At 64.7% G+C, this 21961-nt stretch carries 17 protein-coding genes and 7 tRNA genes; 17 read left to right on the forward strand and 7 right to left on the reverse strand.

Features of this window, described 5'->3' with window-relative positions:
• Nucleotides 1-11: 11 nt before the first annotated feature.
• Nucleotides 12-1655, reverse strand: a complete 1644-nt coding sequence (locus tag LG367_RS13930; protein ID WP_226469926.1) for a M48 family metalloprotease — start codon at nt 1653-1655, stop codon at nt 12-14.
• A 292-nt stretch (nt 1656-1947) separates the two neighbouring features.
• Here LG367_RS13930 and grxC point away from each other — a divergent pair, with 292 nt between their 5' ends.
• The 5 genes from grxC to LG367_RS13955 all read left to right on the forward strand — a co-directional run bounded on the left by grxC (nt 1948) and on the right by LG367_RS13955 (nt 7118).
• Nucleotides 1948-2226 carry a glutaredoxin 3 gene (gene grxC, locus LG367_RS13935; RefSeq protein ID WP_264179917.1) on the forward strand — a complete coding sequence of 93 codons (279 nt, stop codon included), beginning with the start codon at nt 1948-1950 and terminating at the stop codon, nt 2224-2226.
• Nucleotides 2227-2288: 62 nt separating this feature from the next.
• The gene (locus tag LG367_RS13940; protein ID WP_226469928.1) at nt 2289-2624 is read left to right on the forward strand and encodes a carboxymuconolactone decarboxylase family protein; all 336 of its coding nucleotides are present in this window, start codon (nt 2289-2291) and stop codon (nt 2622-2624) included.
• 234 nt (nt 2625-2858) lie between these two features.
• Nucleotides 2859-3866, forward strand: a complete 1008-nt coding sequence (locus LG367_RS13945) for an isocitrate dehydrogenase (protein WP_226469861.1) — start codon at nt 2859-2861, stop codon at nt 3864-3866.
• A 111-nt stretch (nt 3867-3977) separates the two neighbouring features.
• Entirely contained in the window at nt 3978-5678 is a 1701-nt protein-coding gene (locus LG367_RS13950; protein WP_226469862.1) for a serine hydrolase, read from the forward strand.
• 117 nt (nt 5679-5795) lie between these two features.
• Nucleotides 5796-7118: a Na+/H+ antiporter NhaC family protein gene (locus tag LG367_RS13955; RefSeq protein WP_226469863.1), complete on the forward strand. Its 1323-nt coding sequence runs from the start codon at nt 5796-5798 to the stop codon at nt 7116-7118.
• Between the two features lie 92 nt (nt 7119-7210).
• On the opposite strand, the gene LG367_RS13960 is transcribed toward LG367_RS13955, so the two are convergent.
• From LG367_RS13960 to LG367_RS13975, 4 genes are all read right to left on the reverse strand, one after another.
• Nucleotides 7211-7286: transfer RNA gene (locus LG367_RS13960), tRNA-Lys, on the reverse strand.
• Nucleotides 7287-7307: 21 nt separating this feature from the next.
• A tRNA-His gene (locus tag LG367_RS13965) sits at nt 7308-7384 on the reverse strand.
• Between the two features lie 41 nt (nt 7385-7425).
• Nucleotides 7426-7502: transfer RNA gene (locus tag LG367_RS13970), tRNA-Arg, on the reverse strand.
• Nucleotides 7503-7567: 65 nt separating this feature from the next.
• Nucleotides 7568-7644: transfer RNA gene (locus LG367_RS13975), tRNA-Pro, on the reverse strand.
• Nucleotides 7645-7822: 178 nt separating this feature from the next.
• Here LG367_RS13975 and LG367_RS13980 point away from each other — a divergent pair.
• From LG367_RS13980 to LG367_RS14035, 12 genes are all read left to right on the forward strand, one after another.
• Nucleotides 7823-8581, forward strand: a complete 759-nt coding sequence (locus LG367_RS13980; protein WP_226469929.1) for a Bax inhibitor-1/YccA family protein — start codon at nt 7823-7825, stop codon at nt 8579-8581.
• Between the two features lie 34 nt (nt 8582-8615).
• Nucleotides 8616-8700: transfer RNA gene (locus LG367_RS13985), tRNA-Leu, on the forward strand.
• A 352-nt stretch (nt 8701-9052) separates the two neighbouring features.
• Entirely contained in the window at nt 9053-10354 is a 1302-nt protein-coding gene (gene tig / locus LG367_RS13990) for a trigger factor (RefSeq protein WP_226469864.1), read from the forward strand.
• Between the two features lie 44 nt (nt 10355-10398).
• Nucleotides 10399-11019, forward strand: a complete 621-nt coding sequence (gene clpP, locus LG367_RS13995) for an ATP-dependent Clp endopeptidase proteolytic subunit ClpP (protein WP_226469865.1) — start codon at nt 10399-10401, stop codon at nt 11017-11019.
• A 165-nt stretch (nt 11020-11184) separates the two neighbouring features.
• Nucleotides 11185-12474, forward strand: coding sequence for an ATP-dependent Clp protease ATP-binding subunit ClpX (clpX, locus tag LG367_RS14000; RefSeq protein WP_226469866.1), 1290 nt, complete (start codon nt 11185-11187; stop codon nt 12472-12474).
• A 140-nt stretch (nt 12475-12614) separates the two neighbouring features.
• Nucleotides 12615-12800 carry a proprotein convertase P-domain-containing protein gene (locus tag LG367_RS14005; protein WP_226469930.1) on the forward strand — a complete coding sequence of 62 codons (186 nt, stop codon included), beginning with the start codon at nt 12615-12617 and terminating at the stop codon, nt 12798-12800.
• A 439-nt stretch (nt 12801-13239) separates the two neighbouring features.
• The gene (locus LG367_RS14010; protein ID WP_226469867.1) at nt 13240-14922 is read left to right on the forward strand and encodes a galactose oxidase early set domain-containing protein; all 1683 of its coding nucleotides are present in this window, start codon (nt 13240-13242) and stop codon (nt 14920-14922) included.
• 203 nt (nt 14923-15125) lie between these two features.
• Nucleotides 15126-17594 (forward strand): endopeptidase La, encoded by a 2469-nt coding sequence (gene lon, locus LG367_RS14015; RefSeq protein WP_226469868.1) that lies wholly within the window; start codon nt 15126-15128, stop codon nt 17592-17594.
• Nucleotides 17595-17825: 231 nt separating this feature from the next.
• A complete protein-coding gene (locus tag LG367_RS14020) occupies nt 17826-18098 on the forward strand; it encodes an HU family DNA-binding protein (RefSeq protein WP_226469869.1) in 273 nt (90 codons plus the stop codon).
• 51 nt (nt 18099-18149) lie between these two features.
• Nucleotides 18150-18224, forward strand: a tRNA-Val gene (locus tag LG367_RS14025).
• Nucleotides 18225-18366: 142 nt separating this feature from the next.
• Nucleotides 18367-18443 (forward strand) — tRNA-Asp (locus LG367_RS14030).
• 156 nt (nt 18444-18599) lie between these two features.
• Nucleotides 18600-20591, forward strand: a complete 1992-nt coding sequence (locus LG367_RS14035) for a SurA N-terminal domain-containing protein (RefSeq protein ID WP_226469870.1) — start codon at nt 18600-18602, stop codon at nt 20589-20591.
• A 110-nt stretch (nt 20592-20701) separates the two neighbouring features.
• On the opposite strand, the gene LG367_RS14040 is transcribed toward LG367_RS14035, so the two are convergent.
• The gene (locus tag LG367_RS14040; RefSeq protein WP_226469871.1) at nt 20702-21088 is read right to left on the reverse strand and encodes a YciI family protein; all 387 of its coding nucleotides are present in this window, start codon (nt 21086-21088) and stop codon (nt 20702-20704) included.
• Between the two features lie 14 nt (nt 21089-21102).
• Nucleotides 21103-21897, reverse strand: coding sequence for an enoyl-ACP reductase FabI (locus LG367_RS14045; RefSeq protein WP_226469872.1), 795 nt, complete (start codon nt 21895-21897; stop codon nt 21103-21105).
• Nucleotides 21898-21961: the final 64 nt, after the last annotated feature.

Below are 21961 nucleotides of genomic sequence, written 5' to 3' on the forward strand. Positions count from 1 at the left end.
TTCACGGCCGACTACTGCGGCCGCACATCCTGATCCCGCATGCCTTGCCGCCGCAGCTCCAACACCGTCGGCGTGATCGCCGCGATGCGCGCATCGATGCGCGCGCGCGCGTAGTAATCCAGATCGTCGCGCCGCTTCAGATTGTTGAGCTGCACCAGCGCCTGCTCGGCGCGGCCATTGAGGTAGGCGGCTTCGGCGTAGGCCTCGCCGGCGCGAATCGGATCGCCGGCGATCTCGTTGGCGCGCGCGAAGGTGGTCTGGAACAGCGGGTCGTCGCTGGCCGAGCTCAGTAGCGGTCGCAGAATGGCTTGCGCCTGCTGGCCCGCGGCCTTGGTGTTGCGTTCGCCCAGCACGCCGGCATAGGTGAGGGCGACGGCGCGATTGCCGGGCATGCGTGAAAGCAATCCCTTGAAGCGCGTGTCGGTGGCGTCCTGTTTGCCGGCGCGCGCTTCGGCCTGCCCCATGGCGAGCGAGAGCCAGAGATCTCCGGGATATTCGGTCAGCAGCGCGCTGAGATCCGTCATCGCCGCGGCACTGCTGCCGCTGAGCAGGCGCGCGAGCGCGAGTCCGTAGCGCTGCGCGTCGCTGAGCTTGCCGTTGCGCGCCATGCGCTCGTATTCCTGCACGGCCGCCGAGGGCCTGTCGGCGCTGAGCACGCGCAGACGTTCGCGCACCCAGCCGTACTGGGTTTCGTCGTTGCGGTACAGGCCGTCGACCGAAAGATTGAGCGCGCTCGGCAGCAGCGGATTGCTGCTGGCCGGCGCCGAACTGATCGGGCCTTCCGGCACCGGCACCTGTTCGACGCGGGTCGCTTCCGGTGTCGCGGTGATCGCGCGCACGTTACGCTGCTTCTGGAGGATGCGTTCGGCGCGTTCCTTGGCCTCGGCGATGCGCAAGGTGGTGACCGGGTGGGTCATCAGGTAGTCGGGCGTGCGTTCCTTCTCGCCGCCGCGGTTCACGCGCGAGAGGGCCTGCATGGTCTCGAACATCTGCGCCATCGCGCGCGGGTCGTAGCCGCTGCGCGCCAGCGTCTGGATGCCGAGGCGGTCGGCTTCGGATTCGTTGGAGCGGGTGTAGTTGATCTGGCGCTGCGCGGCGATGCCCTGCGCGCTGGCCATCGCGGCCATGGCGGCGTCGCCGGAGGAATTGCCGCCGGACTGCGAGATCGCGATCGCGCCCAGCATCGCCAGCAGGATCGGAATGCTGTCGCGCTTGGCGCGTTCCACGCTGCGCAGGACGTGCTGCTGGGTGACGTGGGCGATTTCGTGGCCGAGCACGCCGGCCACTTCGTCCTCGGTGTCCGCCGCCAGCACCAGTCCCGCGTTGACGCCGACGTAGCCGCCGAGCGTGGCGAAGGCGTTGATCTGGCGGTCCTTCATCATGAAAAAGGTGAAGTCCTGCTTCGGATTGTCGCTGGCGGAGCCGAGGCGGGTGCCGAGCGTGCGCAGCCATTCGTCGACGAGCGGGTCTTCGAGGATGTAGTCGTAGTGGCGCAGTTGCGCCAGCATCATCTGGCCGTATTCCTTCTGCTCGGCCGGGCCGAGCACGGTGCCGGCGGAGGAGCCGATGTCCGGAAGCTTGGTCTCCTGGGCGGGCGCGCACAGGCTGGCCACCGTGAGCGTCAATGCGGTGGCGTACAGAAGCGGGGAGGGGATGCGTGCCAGCCGGTGTCCGATGCGCCGGACGAACGCCCGCAAGCGACCGGAATTCCGCCCGAAATCCCGCGATGCCGGAAACACCGTGCGTCGGATCACATCAATGAATCTGGTCAAGGGCACGGGATGCCTCGGCATCAACGATCTGGGAGAAAGCATGGATGCGCGCGCCTGAAGATTCCATAATTCCACCTGTACGCGGTCATCTGTGTTGCAGGCATGCCCCTGGGGAGCCGCGGCCAGGCACCCCATCATTCGACCATATCCCGCCTCCTTAGTTCAGGAGATCGTCTTGAACGCCCGCAATACCCCGGAAATCACCCTCTACACCGGTGCCGCCTGCGCTTACTGCGTAGCGGCCAAGAACTTCCTCAAGGGCCGCGGCCTGGAATGGAGCGAGGTGCGTGTCGACCTCGACCCCTCGCAGCGCGAAAAGATGGTGGCGCTGACCCACCGCACCAGCGTGCCGCAGATCTTCATCGGCAGCACCCACGTCGGCGGCTATGACGACATGATGGCGTTGCATCGCGCCGGCAAGCTCGATCCGCTGCTGTCCGGAGACGCCTCGTGAGCGCGGGCGGCGGTACGGGCGAGGACGATCGCGTCCGTCAGTTCACGGAATTCCGCAAGCGCATGAACGAGCGCATCCTGGCCGAACCCAACCAGGTAGTGCGCCGCTTTTTCGCCCTCGACACCCAGACCTATCAGGCCGGCGCGCTGGACGTGAAGACCAAGGAGCTGCTGGGCCTGGTCGCCTCGCTCGTGCTCCGCTGCGACGACTGCATCAGCTACCACGTCGCGCAATGCCGCGAGGCCGGCGTGAACCGCGAGGAGATGTTCGAGACGTTCTCGGTCGGGCTGGTGGTGGGCGGCAGCATCGTGATCCCGCATCTGCGCCGCGCCGTGGATTTCCTCGACCGGCTGGAGCAGGGGGACGCACCGGCTCCGGACGCGCACGACCATGATTGACTGGCTTTCCTTCTCCCTCCGGGAAGGTGGCGCGAAGCGCCGGATGAGGGAGTAAAAACTCCGCGCTACCGAGCGTTCTACGGCACGTCATTTCCCGCCCTCATCCGCCCTGCGGGCATCTTCTCCCAGGGGGAGAAGGAAAAAAGATGCGCTTCGGGCATAATATCCAGCTGATTTTTCGCCTTTGCGCCGCACGGACGCCGTGTGGCGCGCTTCTGCATGGACCCCACACCAATGACCCAGACGATTACGGTCATCCGCGGCGACGGCATCGGCCCGGAGATCATGGACGCCACCCTGCACGTGCTCGACGCGATGCAGCTCGGCTTGCAGTACGAGGAAGCCGACGCCGGCCTGGCCGCGCTCGAGAAGCACGGCGAGCTGCTGCCGCAGGCGACGATGGATTCGATCCGCAAGAACCGCGTCGCGCTGAAGAGCCCGCTGACCACGCCGGTGGGCGAGGGCTTCTCCTCGATCAACGTCGAGCTGCGCAAGCGTTTCGATCTGTACGCCAACGTGCGTCCGGCCAAGTCGTTCCCGAACACCAAGTCGCGCTTCCCCAGCGGCGTCGACCTGATCACGGTGCGCGAGAACACCGAAGGCGCCTACATCGGTGAAGGCCAAATGGTCAGCGAGGACGGCGCCACCGCCACGCTCACGCAGAAGATCACCCGCAAGGGCTCCGAGCGCATCGTGCGCTATGCCTTCGACCTGGCCCGCAAGACCGGCCGCAAGAAGGTCACGGTGGTCCACAAGGCCAACATCCTCAAGTCGACCTCGGGCCTGTTCCTGAAGGTGGCACGCGAGGTGGCCGCGCAGTATCCGGAAATCCAGTGCAACGAGATGATCGTCGACAACACCTGCATGCAGTTGGTGATGCGGCCGGAACAGTTCGACATCATCGTCACCACGAACCTGTTCGGCGACATCATCTCCGACCTCTGCGCGGGTCTGGTCGGCGGCCTGGGCCTCGCGCCCGGCGCAAACATCGGCACCGACGCGGCGATCTTCGAAGCCGTGCATGGTTCTGCGCCGGACATCGCCGGCAAGGGCATCGCCAATCCGTGCGCGCTGCTGCTTGGCGCCGCGCAGATGCTCGACCATCTCGGCCTGCCCGAGAAGGCTACCCGCCTGCGCGATGCGATCGTCGCCACGCTCGAAGCCAAGGATTCGCTGACGCCGGATCTGGGCGGCGAGGGCAACACGATGAGCTTCGCCAAGGCCATCGCCAGCCGCGTTTGACGGCTGTCGCGCTTCCCTCGAACGCGAGGGAAGCGCCTGACTTTCGACCGATGCCGCTTCTTCGCAGGCGGTGATAGCGTCCACCCCGACATTTCATTGCCGGGGGATTCCATGCGCGTCGCTCGATCCGCTTTCTTGTCGGCGATCCTCACCGCATCGGTCATTCCCGTCGCCGACGCACAGGACACGAGCGCGTCGCGAGCCGATCTCCACAAGCGGGTGGATGCGATCTTCGCGCCATGGGCCGGCACGCAGACACCGGGCTGCGCGGTCGGCGTTTCGCGTGATGGTGTGCCGGAGTACGTGCGCGGTTACGGCATGTCGAATCTGGAACATGGCATCGCCATCGCGCCGGACTCGGTCTTCCACGTGGCCTCGGTTTCCAAGCAGTTCACCGCGTTCTCGATCCTGCTGCTGGCGCAGGAGGGCAAGTTGTCGCTGGACGACGACGTCCACAAATACCTGCCGGAACTGGCGGACTACGGCAAGCCGCTGACCCTCTCGCACCTGATGCACCACACCAACGGTTTGCGCGAACAGGGGCAACTACTGTTCATGTCGGGCTGGCGTTCCGACGATGTGTTCGCGCAGGACGACATGCTGAAAGTCCTCGCGAAACAGCGCGGCTTGAATTTCGTGCCCGGCAGCGAGGTGAGCTACAACAACAGCGGCTATGTCCTGCTGGCGGAGATTGTGAAGCGGGTGTCTGGCAAGGCGCTGCCGGAGTTCGCGCGCGAACGCATTTTCGAGCCGCTGGGCATGCGCGACACGCAGTTTCAGGAGGATCACAACAAGATCGTCCCGCGTCGCGCCGCGGCCTATCGTTCGGACGAGAAGGGGGCTTGGCGCACGAGCATTCCCTCCGCCGACTACTACGGTTCGAGCACGCTGCTGACGACGGTGGGCGATGTGCTCAAGTGGCAGCAGAACCTGGTCGATGGCCGCATCGGCGGAAAAGATGTGCAGCGACAGATGCTGACTTCGGGCCGGCTCAACGACGGCACCGAGATCGGCTACGGCGGGGGGCTGCGCGTGCGCAGCTGCCGCGGGCTGAAGACGATCGGGCACGACGGTCTGGAAGGCGGGTATCGCGCCGACACTATCCTCTTCCCCGAGCAGCGCCTGGGCATCGTCGCCTTGTGCAACGGCACCACGATCGTGCCCGACGAACTGACGCGCGAGGTGGCCGAGGTCTATCTGGGCGATCAGCTCGGCACCGACATCAAACCCGAAGTGACCGTGCCGCCGGGCCGGCGCGAAGCGCTGGCCGGGACTTACTGGAATCCCGTGACCGACGAGGTCGCGCGTCTGGAGTTCAAGGATGGCGCCTTGCGTGCGGCCGGAGTGCGCGGAGCATTGATCCCCACCGGCGCAGAAACGTTCCGTGTCGGCGAGACCGTGCAGGAATGGTCCTTCCGCAACATCGGCGCGGCGACCGAGCTGAGCATCGTCGACTTCTGGCCGACCGCGCGGATTTTCCGGCGCGTGGACGAGCCGAAGCCCACGGCCGCGGCGCTGGAGGCGCTGGTGGGGCAGTACCGCAGCGACGAGACCGGGACGACCTACACGGTGGCACTGAAGGACGGCAAATTGCTGCTGCAGTGGCTGAAGCAGCCCGGGATGGCGCTCGAAGCCGTGGGCGGGGACCGTTTCGCGACAGCGCAATCGTGGACGGTGACCTTCACCCGCTCGACCGGGAACGCGGTGGACGGGCTGACGGTCACCAGCCGCCGGCTGCGTCGTCTGCAGTTGCAGCGGGTCGAGCCGGAACAGGCAGTCGCGGCCGCCTCACGGCAGGCCGGGGCGCGCTGATCCCGGTTTCGGGGCCGGGCCTCGTTCCATCCCCGCAAGGCGATCGTTCCGGCCATGCGCTGGACAGAGGGGATGCTGCGTCGCACAATTATCCAATCTTTTTATCCGGATAGAGCGATGAATGATCGCCCCAGTGTCCTGGCGCTGACGCCGCTGCTGCTGTTCCTAGCCGTGTTCTTCGGCGCCGGCCTCTGGTTCACCAGCCGCGGCGACACCATGGGCTTCTATCAGCTGCACGCGCCGGTGGCGATCCTGCCGGCGCTCGCGCTGGCGCTGTGGATCGCGCATCGCCGCGGCGTGCCGGCCATGGACAAATTGCTGGAAGGCATCGGTGATTCGAACATCATCCTGATGTGCCTGATCTTCCTGCTCGCCGGCGCGTTCGCGACGGTGACCAAGCAGATCGGTGCCGTCGACGCCGTGGTGTCGCTCGGCGTCGGCGCGCTGCCGCCGGCGCTGATCCTGCCGGGTCTGTTCCTGATGGCGGGATTCCTGTCGCTGGCGGTCGGTTCCTCGATGGGCACGATCGCGGCGGTCACGCCGATCGCGCTCGGCGTCGCCGATGCCTCGGGGCTGGATCGCGCGCTGGTGATCGGCGCGGTGCTGGGTGGCGCGACCTTCGGCGACAACCTCTCGGTGATCTCGGACACCGCCATCGCCGCCGCGCGCACGCAAGGCTGCAGCGTGCGCGCGAAATTCCGCGAGAACTTCAAGATCGCGTTGCCGGCCGCATTGCTCACGCTCGGCATCCTCGGTTTCGTCGGCGAGGCCTCGCCGGTGGAATCAAGCGAGCATGCTTCGCCGTGGCTGATCCTGCCGTATCTGCTGGTATTGGGATTGGCGATCGCCGGTTTCGACGTGCTCGTCGTGCTCGGTATCGGCCTGGTGTTCGCGGCGGTGATCGGCGCGATCTTCGCGGCGGATGGTTACAGCCCGATCCAGTTCACCGGCGACATCTACAGCGGCTTCGAGAGTGTCGTCGAGATCACGCTGCTGGCATTGCTGATCGGCGGCCTCGGCGCGCTGATCAAGGCCAGCGGCGGACTGGCCTGGCTCGCGGCGCAGATCTCGCGCATCGCGCGCGGCAGCACGGGGTTGCGCAGCGGCGAGTGGAGCCTCGCGGCATTGGCCTCGCTGACGGATGTCTTCACCGCCAACAACACCGTCGCGATCCTGATCAGCGGCAACGTCGCCCGCGATATCGCGGAGCGACACGGCGTGCCGCCGGCGCGCGCGGCGAGCTTGCTCGACATCTTCGTTTGCAGCGTGCAGAGCCTGTTGCCTTACGGCGCGCAGATTCTGCTGGCGGCGTCGTTGGCTTCGTTGTCACCGCTTGCACTGATCGGCAAGGCGCATTACTGCTGGGCGCTGCTGGGGGGGACTGTGCTGTTCATGCTGTGGCCGGGGAGACGGCGGGAAGCGGCGGCGCAGATCACGTAGTCGCGCGTGAAAGCCGCACGAACGCCATGCGCAGCATCATTGCGATGCAGATAAGAAAAAAGGCTTGGCAGCGATGCCAAGCCTTTCTTGTTTGGTGGGCCGTCAAGGATTCGAACCTTGGACCTATTGATTAAGAGTCAACTGCTCTACCAACTGAGCTAACGGCCCCGAACTGCAATGATAACAAATTGGGGTGGCTGAGGGGACTCGAACCCCCGACATCTGGAATCACAATCCAGTACTCTAACCAGCTGAGCTACAGCCACCATTGAAACTTCCGCGGAACGCCCGTTTTCACGGCCTGTTCTGGCGCGCCCGGCGGGACTCGAACCCACAACCACCGGCTTAGAAGGCCGGTGCTCTATCCGGTTGAGCTACGGGCGCGTGCATCCATGATAACGGCCACGCATGGATAGCGGGGCAGCTGGACGCGCGCGTCGTGGCCAGGATGGTCGGGGTAGAGGGATTCGAACCCCCGACATCCTGCTCCCAAAGCAGGCGCGCTACCAGACTGCGCTATACCCCGCCGGATCGAGCGGTTGGTTCGGATTCCCGGAGCGTCCAGCATTTAGGCCGGGGCACCGCGAAGGGCCGTCATTGTCCGGGACCCGCCGATAGGCTGTCAACGCACGCTTGAAACCGATTGCACTGTATCCTCATGTCTTCTTCAGCCAGCTACCCTCCTCGGCGAGGCACACACCATGATGCGCAGCGGCAATCCAGCCCTTAAGGAATCCACGTTCCTCGACCTCGCCAGCGGGAGCGTGGTCTCGCGTGACGGCGCGGCGATGACCCTCGGCGGCACCGTCAACAAGACCGGGCTCTTGCTGTTGCTGAGCCTGATCACCGGCGCCTTCGCCTGGAATCAGATCGAATTTTCCGCCTCCGGCGTGAGCAACGGCACGGCCTACATCTGGGGCGGCGCGCTCGTCGGCTTCGTGCTGGCGATGGTGACGGTGTTCAAGAAGGAGTGGGCGCCGGTGACGGCGCCGTTGTACGCGCTGGCGGAAGGTTTCTTCCTCGGCGCGATTTCCGCCGTCTACAACCACCTGTACCAGGGCATCGTGATGCAGGCGGTGATGCTGACCTTCGGCACGCTGTTCGCGCTGCTGTTCGCCTACCGCTCCGGGCTGATCAAGGCCACCGAGAACTTCAAGCTCGGCGTGGTCGCGGCCACCGGCGGCATCTTCGTGATCTATCTGGCGACGATGGTGCTGCGCCTGTTCAACATCAACATCCCCTACATCCACGATTCCGGGGTGATCGGCATCGGTTTCAGCCTGTTCGTGGTGGTGATCGCGGCGCTGAATCTGGTGCTGGACTTCGATTTCATCGAGACCGGGGTGGAGCAGGGCGCGCCGAAGTACATGGAGTGGTACGGGGCGTTCGGCCTGATGGTCACCCTGGTGTGGCTGTATCTCGAGTTCCTGCGCCTGCTGTCGAAGCTGCAGTCGCGCAACTGAACCGTCCGCGGCCTCCCGGCCGCGGGCCGGCGATGCGAAAGTGGCGGAATTGGTAGACGCCCTGGATTTAGGTTCCAGTGCCGCAAGGCGTGCGGGTTCGAGTCCCGCCTTTCGCACCAGCTTGATTGGCATCGCCAATCAAGCTCCCAAAGTTTGCGAGGCAAACTTTGGGCCCCAGGTGCATGCTTCCAAACCCCGCCGCTTCGCGGCGCCCCCTTGCTAAGGGGGCTTTTCTCCAGGAAGTGGATCGCCGAGGGCCAATTGGCGGGTAGGGGCGTGTTTTTGGGTCCGTCGGTCGCTGGTTTCGCTCGAATTAGTGGCGGGCGGGGCGGGATTCGGCCAAAATAGTCAGTTCGATTGGCCCGTCCCCAGGGTGTCCGCGCAAGCCGGCGTCGTGGTCGGCCAGCCGCTCACTAAATGTGCCCATCGCGTCGTCGGCTCCGACTCGGCCGGCGACAGTCAGGAGTTCAAATGCAGGTCTCGGTCGAAAACACAGGCAATCTCGAACGCCGCATCACCTTTCGCGTGCCCACCGAACGCCTGGATACCCAGGTTGGCGGCCGTTTGCGCGAGATCGCGCGCACGGCGCGCATCAAGGGCTTCCGCCCCGGCAAGGTGCCGGCCAAGGTGATCGAGCAGCGCTTCGGTCAGCAGGTCCGCGCGGAAATCCTCGACGGCCTGCTGCGTGAAGGTCTTGATGAGGCCGTGCGCGACAACGCGCTGCGCCTGGCCGGTGCTCCGCGCATCGAGCCGAGCCCCGAGGCCGGCGAGAAGGAACTGGCCTACGTCGCCACCTTCGAGGTGGTGCCGGATTTCGGCGAGATCGACGTGGCCAAGCTGCAGGTGATCCGCAACACCTCGGACGTGACCGAGGCCGACATCGACCGCATGATCGAGAACCTGCGCCTGCAGCGCCGCACCTGGAGCGCGGTCACCCGTGCCGCCCAGGCTGGTGACGCGGTCGACGTGGAAACCTGGTCGCAGATCGGCGATGAGCGCCTGCCGGCCGAGGGCGTGGAGCGTGGCGTCACCGTGATCGGCTCCGGCGGCATGTACCCGGACGTGGAGAACGCGCTGGCCGGGCTGAAGAAGGACGAGGAAAAGACCGTCGATGTGACCTTCCCGGCCGACTGGCGCGTGCCGCAGCTGGCCGGCAAGACCGCGCAAGTGCATCTGAAGGCCGAGCAGGTCTCCGAGGCCGTGCTGCCCGAGGTCGACGCTGCCTTCATCAAGAGCTTCGGCGTGAAGAGCGGTGAGATCGACCAGTTCCGCGCCGATATCCGCACCAACCTGGAGCGCGAGCTGAAGGGCGCGCTGATGAACCGCCTGCGTCGCGAGGTCGGTGAGCAGCTGGTGGCGGCCTATGCGAGCGTCGAGATGCCGCCGAAGCTGGTCGAGAACGAGGCCCGTTCGATGCTGCAGCAGGACGTCGAGCAGGCCCGCCGCCGCGGCCAGCAGGTCGAACTGCCGGAAGATGCCCACACCCCCTACCTCGATGCCGCCCGCAAGCGCGTCCTGGTCGGCCTGCTGGTGGGCGAGGTCGCCCGCCGCAACGAACTGCGCCTGGACCCCAAGCGTGTGAATGAGACGATGCGCCTGATCGCTTCGACCTACGAGGAGCCGGATCAGGTCATTGAGTTGTACCGCAACGATCCCCAATTGATGTCGGGACTGCAGAACCGTGTTATGGAAGAGCAGGTGATCGATTGGATCGCCGAGCGCGCCCAGCACACCGAACAACCGCTCACGTTCCAGGAAGCGATCCAGAACTGAGGCGGGTCCTGCGGGCCCCAGACCTTCAATCAGCAGGTAGAAAGATGGAAACCAAAGCTCTGAACCTCGTCCCGATGGTGGTTGAACAGACCAGCCGCGGCGAGCGTGCCTACGACATCTATTCGCGTCTGCTGAAGGAACGTGTGATCTTCCTGGTCGGCGGCATCGACGACCACGTCGCCAACGTGATCGTGGCGCAGATGCTGTTCCTGGAAGCCGAGAATCCGGAAAAGGACATCAGCCTGTACATCAACTCGCCGGGCGGCGTCGTCACCTCCGGCATGGCGATCTACGACACCATGCAGTTCATCAAGCCGGACGTGAGCACGATCTGCGTTGGCCAGGCGGCCAGCATGGGCGCCGTGCTGCTGGCGGCCGGCGCACCAGGCAAGCGCTACGCGCTGCCGAACTCGCGGGTGATGATCCATCAGCCGCTCGGCGGCGCCCAGGGCCAGGCGACCGACATCGACATCCAGGCGCGCGAGATCCTGGCCATGCGCCAGCGCCTGAACGAGATCCTGGCCAAGCACACCGGCCAGCCGATCGAAACCATCGCCCGCGATACCGACCGCGACAACTTCAAGAGCGCCGAGGCCGCGAAGGAATACGGCCTGGTCGATCAGGTGCTCGAACGGCGCCCGGAAGAATCGATCCAGCCGGCGTGAGCTGGTGTGATTGGCAGGATCAGGCAAGCGAGTCGGCCAAAAACAATGCAGAATCAGTTATTTGGCGGCTACGGCCGCTCTGATTCCGATCCCCGCATGCGCGTTGCGCAGCATGGTATTCTCGGGTCGTAGTCCTATGACCCCGCATCACAGATTGGCGAAAGCATGAGCGAAGACAGACCCGGCCGTTCCGGCGGCGACAGCAACAAGATTCTGTATTGCTCGTTCTGCGGGAAAAGCCAGCACGAGGTCCGCAAACTGATCGCGGGCCCGAGTGTGTTCATCTGCGACGAATGCGTCGAGTTGTGCAACGACATCATTCGCGAGGAACTCGAGGAAAAGGCCCAGTCGGCACGCAGCAGCCTGCCCAAGCCGAAGGAAATCCTCGAGGTTCTCGACCAGTACGTGATCGGGCAGCAGCGCGCCAAGCGCACGCTCGCCGTGGCGGTGTACAACCATTACAAGCGCATCGAGAGCCGGCAGAAGAACGACGATGTCGAACTGGCGAAGTCGAACATCCTGCTGGTCGGTCCGACCGGTTCGGGCAAGACCTTGCTCGCCGAAACGCTGGCGCGCCTGCTCAACGTTCCCTTCACGATGGCCGACGCCACCACGCTGACCGAAGCCGGTTACGTGGGCGAGGACGTCGAGAACATCATCCAGAAGCTGTTGCAGAAATGCGACTACGACGTCGAGAAGGCGCAGGCCGGCATCGTCTATATCGATGAGATCGACAAGATTTCGCGCAAGAGCGAAAACCCGTCGATCACTCGCGACGTGTCCGGCGAAGGCGTGCAGCAGGCGCTGCTGAAGCTGATCGAAGGCACCATCGCCAGCGTGCCGCCGCAGGGCGGACGCAAGCATCCGCAGCAGGAATTCCTGCAGGTGGACACGCGCAACATCCTCTTCATCGTCGGTGGCGCGTTCGCCGGTCTGGACAAGATCATCCAGCAGCGCAGCACCGAGGCCGGCGGGATTGGCTTCGGCGCGAAGATCAAGAGCTCCGAGCGCAAGACCGAGGTCGGCAAGGTGCTGGCCGATGTCGAGCCGGAAGATCTGATCAAGTTCGGCCTGATCCCCGAGTTCGTCGGCCGCCTGCCGGTGGTCGCCACGCTCGAGGAGCTGGACGAAGCCGCGCTGGTGAAGATCCTCACCGAGCCGAAGAACGCGATCAGCAAGCAGTTCAAGAAGCTGTTCGAGATGGAAGGCGTGGAACTGGAGTTCCGCCCCGACGCACTCGCCGCGATCGCGCGCAAGGCGCTCAAGCGCAAGACCGGCGCGCGTGGTCTGCGCACCATCGTCGAGTCGGTGCTGCTGGATACGATGTACGACCTGCCGTCGCTGGAGAACGTCAGCAAGGTGGTGGTCGACGAATCGGTGATCGAACACAAGTCCGATCCGTATCTGATCTACCAGAACACGCCGGTCCAGCCCAAGGTCGCTTCGGCCGAGTAAAGGTCGTTTCTACGGTATCCCCGGTGCGCCGTTCTGGCGCGCCGGTTCGCGTTCCTCGTCGTGCACGAGCCGCATTCTTCTAGTCCCGCGTTACGGCCAAAGAATGGCTGGCGCGATGCCTGTCACTATCTGAAGGTCGTCTGGCGGCGCCGGACGGCAACGTCTGCAGCCTGCACAACCGCAGCGGCGGCAGCGCCGACAACATCAACAAGACCTCTACCGTGAACGCTTCGTCGGAAGCCGCCAACGGCACCTGGAAGCTGCGCGTCAACGACAACGCATCGCCGGACGTCGACAGGATCGACAAGTGGAGTCTGCAGTTCTAGCGGAATACGCGGCCGTTCCGGTCTTCGACCGGACGGCCGGGTGAACCACATGCGTGGCCAGGCATCGGCCGCGATGAGATGCGGGTTTCATGCCGAAGTCCGGCAAAGGCGGCTGTTCGAGCGCAGGGCAGTGGCCTGTTTCATCGACATCCTTTGGATGATTTCGCGGTCTGCCGTCCTGCCACGGCGACATCTTTTTTTAGACGCGAACGCGCAACGGAATTTCGTCCACGGCGCAGTCGTGTCGTGCGCGAGGCCTTTTAAGCCCGTGAGAAGCACTCCAACTGCGCAATAACCAAATTTTCACTATCGGCCTGTTTTTATGTGAGAGTCGTCACATAAAAAGCATGATAAACGACGCAAATCGGTGGGCAGGGGGGCGCCATGCGTGGCTGCTTGCGTGATCGACATCACCGTTCCCACAAAGCAGACCGAGACAATGAAACCGACGCTTCACCGCAGCCGCCGCCACGGGCTGGCGCTTGGCACATTGACGATTGGCGTGCTGGCGATCGCAGCTTACGCGGCCAGCAACGATCCTTCCTTCGAGCTTTCTCCCACTTCCGACAAACCGCCGCCGTTCGACGCCAACGGACACGACAACAGCTTCCTCGCCGCCGTGCAGGTGCCGCCTGACGTCAACAAGGTCGTGCGCGGCGAGGCCCTGCCGCCGAGATTGCTCGATCTCGCGCGAAAGGGCGGCGCCTCGAGCGCCGTTCCGGACACCGGCGATCCAGTCAAAGGCACTTTCTCGCCCGTTCTCGACTGGCCGCTGATCGGCATCCACGCCGTGCTGACGCCGGAGGGACGCGTGCTGAGCTACGGCAGCGATGCCAATGGCACGCAGACTGGTTTGTTCGTCTACGACGTCTGGGACCCGGAACTCGGCCTGGACGCGGCATCGCATCAACTGCTGCCTAACACCACCAACGTCGACATCTTCTGTAGCGCGCAATTGCTGCTGCCCAGTGGCGACGTCGAGATCTACGGCGGCGACGTCACCGTCAGCGGCCGTTCGACCAACGCGCCGAATGCGGACGTCACGCTGTACCGGCCGATCGACGACAGTCTGACGCGTGCCGGCACGATGAACCGCGAACGCTGGTACGCCACCGCGACCACGCTGCCCAACGGCGAGGTCTACATCCAGGGCGGCACCGGTGGCGCCGACTACCCGGAAGTGCGTGGCACCGACGGAAGGTTCCGTCTGCTGACGGGCGCGCCGACCGGCAATCTGGCCAGCGGCTATCCGCGCAACTTCGTCAACAAGGACGGCAAGATCTTCGGCATCGCCAACAAAGCGATGTACGAAGTCGATCCGAACGGTGCAGGAACGATCACCGCGCGCGGCTCGTTCCCTACCGACAACATCGGCGGCACATCCTCGGCGGTGATGTTCGCGCCCGATCGCATCCTGCAGGTCGGCGGTGGCATCGATCGCATGGCGGCCAGCCGCAACGCCAGCCTGATCGACATCGGCACGGGCCTGCCGAAGGTGACCGCGTTGCCGCCGATGCAGTACGCCCGGCACTGGGGCAACGCCACGGTGATGCCCGACGGCCGCGTGTTCGTCTCGGGCGGCAGCGCGGTGAACAATGTCGACGACCACGTCGCCTACACCAGCGAGATCTACGACCCGCGCAACAACACCTGGACGCTCGGCGCCACCGCCAAGCAGATGCGGCTCTACCATTCCACATCGTTGCTGCTGCCGGACGCCACCATCCTCACCATGGGCGGCGGCGCGCCGGGGCCGCAGCGCAATCTCAATGCCGAGATCTACTACCCGCCGTACCTGTTCGACGCGCAGGGCAGGCGGGCGCAGCGGCCGACGATCCTGTCGGCGCCGATGACGGTGAGCGTCGGCCAGCAGATCGTCGTCGGCACGCCGCAGGCGCGATCCATCGGCCGCGTTGCGCTGATCAAGGCCGGCTCGGTGACGCACTCCTTCGACATGGACCAGCGTTTCCTGGAACTCCCGTTCTCGGTCTTCCCTGGGACGCTGAAGGTGAATTTCCCCGCCCAGGCCTACCAGACGCCGCCCGGCTTCTATTTGCTGTTCGTGATCGACAAGAAAGGCGTACCGTCCAAGGCGGCGATGCTACGGATCAATCCGCAATGAGCGGACCGTCCGCGGCTGGGACGGCCGGGTTCGTCCCGGCGGCGGAAAGGTCTGTCCGAGCCGTCTAAGATATTGATCCGAAAGGAGTCCTGTCATCCTGCCAAGGATGACAGGGTTCCCGCGCTTGCATCGTCCCGGCCGGGGCCCCATAACACGGCCATGGCGGCCGGATTGGCCGCCCGCTGTCTTCCTTCGGAGCCCCCATGACACACCCCACCGAACACGAAACGCTCGAACTGCCGGTGTTGCCGCTGCGCGACGTCGTCGTGTTCCCGCATATGGTGATCCCGCTGTTCGTCGGCCGCGACAAGTCGATCCATGCGCTCGATCAGGCGATGGAATCCGACAAGCGCATCCTGCTGGTCGCGCAGAAATCGGCCGAGGTCGACGACCCCGGCGCCGAGGACCTGTATGCGATCGGCACGCTGGCGCAGGTGCTGCAATTGCTGAAGCTGCCCGACGGCACCATCAAGGTGCTGGTGGAAGGCGTGGCGCGCGCGCGCGTGGACAAAGTCGTCTCGCGCAACGGTTCGCTCACCGGCACCGGCGTGGTCATCGATTCCACCGACACCCGCGAAACCCGCGAGGTGGAAGCGGTGGCGCGTTCGCTGATGTCGCTGTTCGAACAGTACGTCAAGACCAATCGCAAGCTGCCGCCGGAACTGCTGCAGACGCTCTCCGGCATTGACGAACCCGGCCGCCTGGCCGACACCATCGCCGCGCATCTGGGTGTGCGCCTGGCCGACAAGCAGCGCCTGCTGGAAACCATCGAGACCGCTGATCGCCTCGAGCTGCTGGTCGGCTTCGTCGACGGCGAGATCGACGTGCAGCAGATGGAGAAGCGCATCCGCGGCCGCGTCAAATCGCAGATGGAGAAGTCGCAGCGCGAGTACTACCTCAACGAACAGATGAAGGCGATCCAGAAGGAACTGGGCGAGATCGACGACGCGCCCAACGACCTCGACGAGATCGCGCGCAAGATCGCCGAGAGCGGCATGCCGAAGCCGGTCGAGGCCAAGGCCAAGGCCGAGTTCAACAAGCTCAAGCAGATGTCGCCGATGTCGGCCGAGGCCGCGGTGGTGCGCAACTATCTTGACTGGCTGCTCGGCGTGCCGTGGAAGAAGCGCAGCAAGGTCCGCAAGGATCTGAAGGCCGCGCAGGACGTGCTCGATGCCGATCATTACGGCCTGGAGAAAGTGAAGGAGCGCATCCTCGAATATCTCGCCGTGCAGACGCGCGTGAAGCAGATGAAGGGCGCGATCCTGTGCCTGGTCGGTCCGCCCGGCGTCGGCAAGACCTCGCTCGGCCAGTCGATCGCCAAGGCGACCAACCGCAAGTTCGTGCGCATGTCGCTCGGCGGTGTACGCGACGAGGCCGAGATCCGTGGCCATCGCCGCACCTACGTCGGTTCGATGCCGGGTCGCATCGTGCAGAACCTCAACAAGGCCGGCAGCAAGAACCCGCTGTTCGTGCTCGACGAAATCGACAAGATGTCGATGGACTTCCGCGGCGATCCGTCCTCGGCATTGCTCGAAGTGCTCGATCCCGAGCAGAACAACGCCTTCAACGACCATTACCTCGAAGTCGATCTCGACCTGTCCGAAGTGATGTTCGTGGCGACGTCGAACTCGCTGAACATTCCTGGCCCGCTGCTCGACCGCATGGAGGTCATCCGCATCCCCGGTTACACCGAGGACGAGAAGATCAACATCGCCACGCGCTATCTCGTGCCGAAGCAGATGAAGGCGAACGGCCTCAAGGCCGAGGAACTGAAGATCGCCGACGGCGCGATCCAGGACATCGTGCGCTACTACACGCGTGAATCCGGCGTGCGCAACCTGGAACGCGAGATCGCCAAGATCTGCCGCAAGGTGGTCAAGGAAATCGCACTGGCCGGTCCGCAACCGGCGGGCGCGAAGGCGAAGAAGGCCAAGGGCGGCGTCAGCGTCTCGTCGAAGAATCTCGAGAAGTATCTCGGTGTGCAGCGCTACGACTTCGGTCGCGCCGAACAGGAAAACGAAATCGGTCTGGTCACCGGCTTGGCCTGGACCGAGGTCGGCGGCGATCTGCTGCAGATCGAATCCACGCTCGTGCCCGGCAAGGGTCAGCTGATCCTCACTGGCCAGCTCGGCGACGTGATGAAGGAATCCGCATCGGCCGCGCTGTCGGTGGTGCGCGCACGTGCCGAACGCCTCGGCATCGAGCTGGATTTCCTGCAGAAGTTCGACGTGCACGTGCACGTGCCAGACGGTGCCACGCCGAAGGATGGCCCGAGCGCGGGCACCGCGATGGCGACTTCGCTGGTTTCGGTGCTGACCAAGATTCCGGTGCGCGCCGATGTGGCGATGACCGGTGAAATCACCTTGCGCGGCAAGGTCACGGCGATCGGTGGCCTGAAGGAAAAGCTGCTGGCTGCAATGCGCGGCGGCATCCGCACCGTGATCATTCCGGAAGAAAACCGCAAGGATCTGGCCGATATTCCGAAGACCGTCACCCAGACGATGAAGATCGTGCCCGTGAAGTGGATCGACGAAGTACTCGATCTCGCGCTGGAACGTCCGCTGACGCCGAACGCGGTTGCAGGTGACGTGAAGGAGCAGGTGAAAGAGCAGGTGAAGAAAATCCCACGCGTCCCGCGCAAGCCATCCGCCCCCGCGGATGTCAAGCATTGACATTCACGCGTAATGCAAAACGCCTGAAATCCGCGAGATTTCAGGCGTTTTTTGTTGCCTGGGCTGTAGGGCGCTGGTATAACGGCGCGGTCGCGAAGTAGGCATGTCGTCACATACCTGCTCGCATCGTCGACGGGAACAGCCCGCGCATTGCTGCACAGGGGAATCCAGTCATGACATCCCGCGGGACATTCGTCCTGCCCACTTTTCGTAAATGGAGCTTTTATCCAAATGAATAAGAACGATCTCGTTTCCCATGTCGCCGAGAGTGCTGGCCTGTCCAAGGCCGATGCGGGCCGTGCGGTCGACGCCGTCCTCGACGGCATCGCCAGCACGCTCAAGGGCGGCGGCACGGTCAGCCTGACCGGTTTCGGCTCGTTCGACGTGCGCAGCCGCGCCGCGCGCACCGGTCTGAACCCGCAGACCAAGGAAAAGATCCAGATCCCCGCCTCCAAGGCCCCCGTCTTCAAGGCTGGCAAGGCGCTGAAGGATGCCGTAAACTAATCGGCCCGCCACCGCCGCCTTGGCGACGGTATCGGGAGAATCCCGAATCGGGGGTGCTTAGCTCAGCGGTAGAGCGTCTCCTTTACACGGAGAGGGTCGGGGGTTCGAAACCCTCAGCACCCACCAGGTAAATGCAGATCTTCTCTACGAGCCCGCGCGATCCAGCAACACGCGATGCGCGGACTCTTCCAAGGTGAAGCGATTCATTCTTGGATGCTGTACAATTTTCGGACACGGTTGTTTCAAACGTGCCTTGTTTCAAAAACGCGGAGTGGTAGTTCAGTCGGTTAGAATGCTGGCCTGTCACGCCGGAGGTCGCGGGTTCGAGTCCCGTCCACTCCGCCAGTTATCCCGGAAGCCCCGCAGCGATGCGGGGCTTTCGCTTTTCCGGGGCCCCGGTTCCGGAATGCCCGCGCTTCCCGCTACCGCCGCCCGAAAAGCGGGCTTTTCGCCTGAATATAGGTAAACTGCGCGGTCCGTCCCGACGCACGTGCGCTTCCGATGCTGCAGAAACTCCGCGACAAGACTTCCGGCTGGTTTGCCACCGTGGTGCTGGCCCTGCTGACCGTGCCGTTTGCCTTCTTCGGCATGGAGCAGTACCTGTTCGCGCGCAACGTGACGTTCGCGGCCAAGATCGAGGCGCCGCCGCAGTGGTGGCCGTCTGCGCCGCAGTGGTGGCCGGTAACGATGTTGTGGCAGCGCGAGGAAATCGACGCCAACGATTTCAAGAACGCTTTCGAGCAGGCGCGCCAGCAGCAGCGGCAAGTCATGGGCGAGCAGTTCGACCCGCAAGAATTCGAGACCATGGAGAACAAGCGCAAGACGCTTGATCGCCTGATCGACGAGAAGGTGCTGGCGATGGCGGCCGGCCGCGCCGGCATCGCGGTCGGCGATGCGCAGGTGCGCGACGCGATCCAGGCGATTCCGGCATTCCAGGTCGACGGCAAGTTCGATGCGCAGCGCTATCAGCTGGCGCTGTCCGCGCAGTCGCCGCCGATGACGCCGCAGACCTTCCAGCAGCGCATCCGTGATTCGCTGCAGCAGTCGCTGGTGCCGACGCAGCTGGCGCAATCGGCATTCGTGACCGCGGCCGAGACGGAGCGTCTGCTCAAGCTGCTCGGCCAGAAGCGCGACGTGTCCTTCGTGATCGTGCCGCCGGCAGCCGAGGACACCGCGCCGGTGTCCGATGCCGATGCGCAGAAGTGGTTCCAGGACCATCAGGCCGAATATCGCGCGCCGGAAACCGTCACGATCGAATACGTCGATGTCGACGGCAGCACGTTGCCGGCGGCGACGGCGGCCATGAGCGAAAGCGATCTGCGCAAGCGTTACGACGAAGAGATCAAGGCAGGGCGTTTCGTGGAGCCCGAGCAGCGTCTGACCTCGCACATCCTGGTGCAGGTGCCGGCTGGTGCCGATGCCAAGACGCAGAAGGCCGCTGAAGACAAGGCGAAGAAGCTCGATGCCGAAGCCCGGCAGCCCGGTGCCGATTTCGCCGCGCTGGCGCGCGCCAATTCCGACGATGCCGGTTCCAAGGCCAGCGGCGGCGATCTTGGCTGGGTGACCAAGGGCAACATGGTGGCCCCGTTCGAAAATGCCTTGTTCGCGATGAAGGCGGGCGAGATCAGCCAGCCGGTGAAGAGCGAATTCGGTTGGCACATCATCCAGCTGCGCGAAGTGAAGACCGGCCAGCAGACGCCGTTCGAGGTGGCGCGCGCGCAGCTCGAGAAAGAGTCCGGCGAATCCGAGCGCGAGCGCGCCTTCAACGATCTCACCACCAAGTTCTACGATCAGGTGCTGAAGAATCCGACGGCGCTGGCGCCGGCTGCGGCCAGCTCCAATCTGCCGGTGCAGAAGCTCGGGCCTATCACCAAGGATGCCGCGAATGGGCAGGGCATCGCCGCCAATCCGGCTGTGTTGCGTGCGGCGTTCTCCGATTCGCTGATCCAGGACGGCACGGTGAGCGATCCGATCGAGATCGGTCCGAACCACAACGTGTTCCTGCGCGTCACCGAGCACTCGCCCGAGCGCGCGCAGACGCTGGCGCAGGTGAAGGACAAGGTCATCGCGGCGATCCGCGCGGACCGCCGGCACAAGGCCGCCGAAGCGCAGGCCGATGCCATGGTGGCCAAGCTCAAGGCCGGCGAATCGCTGGCGACCATCGCCGCCGCGCAGAAACTGGCGGTGCAGGACGTTCCCGGCCTGCCGCGCACCGCGCCGGTGCCGGATCCGGCCGCGACCAAGGCCTATTTCGAGGCGCCCGCGCCGGCCGCCGGCAAGGTATCGCCGGGCAAGGCATCGCTGCCCGACGGCAGCATCGTCGTCTTCGCCGTGACCAAGGTGACGCCGGGCGATCCGAAGGAAGCCGGCGAGCCGGAGCGCATGCAGCTGCGTCAGCAGTTCGGGCAGCTGATCGGCACCGAGGACGCGACCTCGCTGGTGGAAGCCTTGCGCAAGCGCATGAAGATCACGGTGGCCGAAGAGCGTCTCTGATCCGGCGTCCGCCGCACCCCCGCAACAGAAAAGCCCGGCGTGATGCCGGGCTTTTCGTTTCCGCTTCTGTCGCAACCCGGCGGCGTGTTCGCCGCGTACCGGCGCTGTTCTCAGTCCGGAGTTTCCGAGCTGTTGACGAAAGCGCTGGCCTTCTCGGGATCGATCGGGCGGATTTCGTAGGACAACCCATATTCGAGGCAGGGGTTGCCCGCGGCGAGCGCCGCGGCTTCTTCGAGGCTATTGGCGAGGATGAACCAGTAGCCTCCGATCACTTCCTTGGCTTCGGTGAACGGGCCATCGATGATCGCCTGCTTCCCGACGAGCTTGGCTTCCTTCGCGAGCCGCTGCCCGCGCTTCATCCGTCCCGCGTCGACGTGACGTTCGATCCAGACGTAAAACTCATCGATCGCCTGCTGTATCTGCTGCGGTTCTGCCGCGGCGTCCCATTTGCCACGGGAGATGACGAGATATTCGCCGGGAGCTGCGGTTCCGGACATGCGGAATTCTCCGATCAGTCGCCGCCTTCGATTCCGGTCATGCCGAGGATGTTGTAGCCGCCGTCGACGTAGGTGACTTCGCCAGTCACGCCAGAAGCGAGATCGGAGCACAGGAAGGCGGCGACGTTGCCGACATCCTCGATGGTCACGGTGCGGCGGATCGGCGCGTTCTGCTCGACGTGGCCGAGGATCTTGCGGAAGCCGGCGATGCCCGAGGCGGCCAGCGTCTTGATCGGGCCGGCGGAGATGGCGTTGACGCGAATGCCTTCCGGGCCGAGGTTCAGCGCGAGATAACGCACGCTGGCTTCCAGGCTGGCCTTCGCCACGCCCATCAGGTTGTAGCCCTGCAGCGCGCGTTCGGCGCCGAGGTAGCTGAGCGTCAGCAGCGCGCCGTTGCGGCCTTGCATCAGCGGACGCGCGGCGCGGGCCAGCGCGGTCAGCGAATAGGCGGAGATGTCATGGGCGAGGGCGAAGTTCTCGCGCGTCGCGCCGTCCAGGTACTGGCCGGACACGGCTTCGCGCGGTGCGAAGGCGATGGCGTGCACCACGATGTCCACGCCGTCCCAGTGCTTGCCAAGCTCGGCGAAGCAGGCGTCGATCTGTGCATCGTCGGCGACGTCCAGCGGCAACACGATCTTGCTGCCGTACTCCGCGGCGGCCTTGTCCACGCGCGTCTTGAGTTTGTCGTTGAGATAGGTGAAGGCCAGTTCGGCACCTTCGCGATGCATGGCTTCGGCGATGCCGGAGGCGATCGAACGTTCGCTGGCGATGCCGGTGATCAGTGCGCGCTTGCCTTGCAGGAAACCCATGGCGTTCTCTTGAAGTTGAGCTAGCGCTCTAGTTTGCCATGACGGCCGCGATCCTCGCTGTGGA

The organism is Luteimonas panaciterrae (genome assembly GCF_020511115.1).
Taxonomy (GTDB): domain Bacteria; phylum Pseudomonadota; class Gammaproteobacteria; order Xanthomonadales; family Xanthomonadaceae; genus Luteimonas; species Luteimonas panaciterrae.

Coding starts and splice junctions, on each gene's coding strand:
- LG367_RS13940 (WP_226469928.1), top strand. CDS start 2,289: ATGAACGAGCGCATCCTGGCCGAACCCAACCAGGTAGTGCGCCGCTTT.
- LG367_RS13945 (WP_226469861.1), top strand. CDS start 2,859: ATGACCCAGACGATTACGGTCATCCGCGGCGACGGCATCGGCCCGGAG.
- LG367_RS13950 (WP_226469862.1), top strand. CDS start 3,978: ATGCGCGTCGCTCGATCCGCTTTCTTGTCGGCGATCCTCACCGCATCG.
- LG367_RS13955 (WP_226469863.1), top strand. CDS start 5,796: ATGAATGATCGCCCCAGTGTCCTGGCGCTGACGCCGCTGCTGCTGTTC.
- LG367_RS13980 (WP_226469929.1), top strand. CDS start 7,823: ATGCGCAGCGGCAATCCAGCCCTTAAGGAATCCACGTTCCTCGACCTC.
- tig (WP_226469864.1), top strand. CDS start 9,053: ATGCAGGTCTCGGTCGAAAACACAGGCAATCTCGAACGCCGCATCACC.
- clpP (WP_226469865.1), top strand. CDS start 10,399: ATGGAAACCAAAGCTCTGAACCTCGTCCCGATGGTGGTTGAACAGACC.
- clpX (WP_226469866.1), top strand. CDS start 11,185: ATGAGCGAAGACAGACCCGGCCGTTCCGGCGGCGACAGCAACAAGATT.
- LG367_RS14010 (WP_226469867.1), top strand. CDS start 13,240: ATGAAACCGACGCTTCACCGCAGCCGCCGCCACGGGCTGGCGCTTGGC.
- lon (WP_226469868.1), top strand. CDS start 15,126: ATGACACACCCCACCGAACACGAAACGCTCGAACTGCCGGTGTTGCCG.
- LG367_RS14020 (WP_226469869.1), top strand. CDS start 17,826: ATGAATAAGAACGATCTCGTTTCCCATGTCGCCGAGAGTGCTGGCCTG.
- LG367_RS14035 (WP_226469870.1), top strand. CDS start 18,600: ATGCTGCAGAAACTCCGCGACAAGACTTCCGGCTGGTTTGCCACCGTG.
- LG367_RS14040 (WP_226469871.1), bottom strand. CDS start 21,088: ATGTCCGGAACCGCAGCTCCCGGCGAATATCTCGTCATCTCCCGTGGC.
- LG367_RS14045 (WP_226469872.1), bottom strand. CDS start 21,897: ATGGGTTTCCTGCAAGGCAAGCGCGCACTGATCACCGGCATCGCCAGC.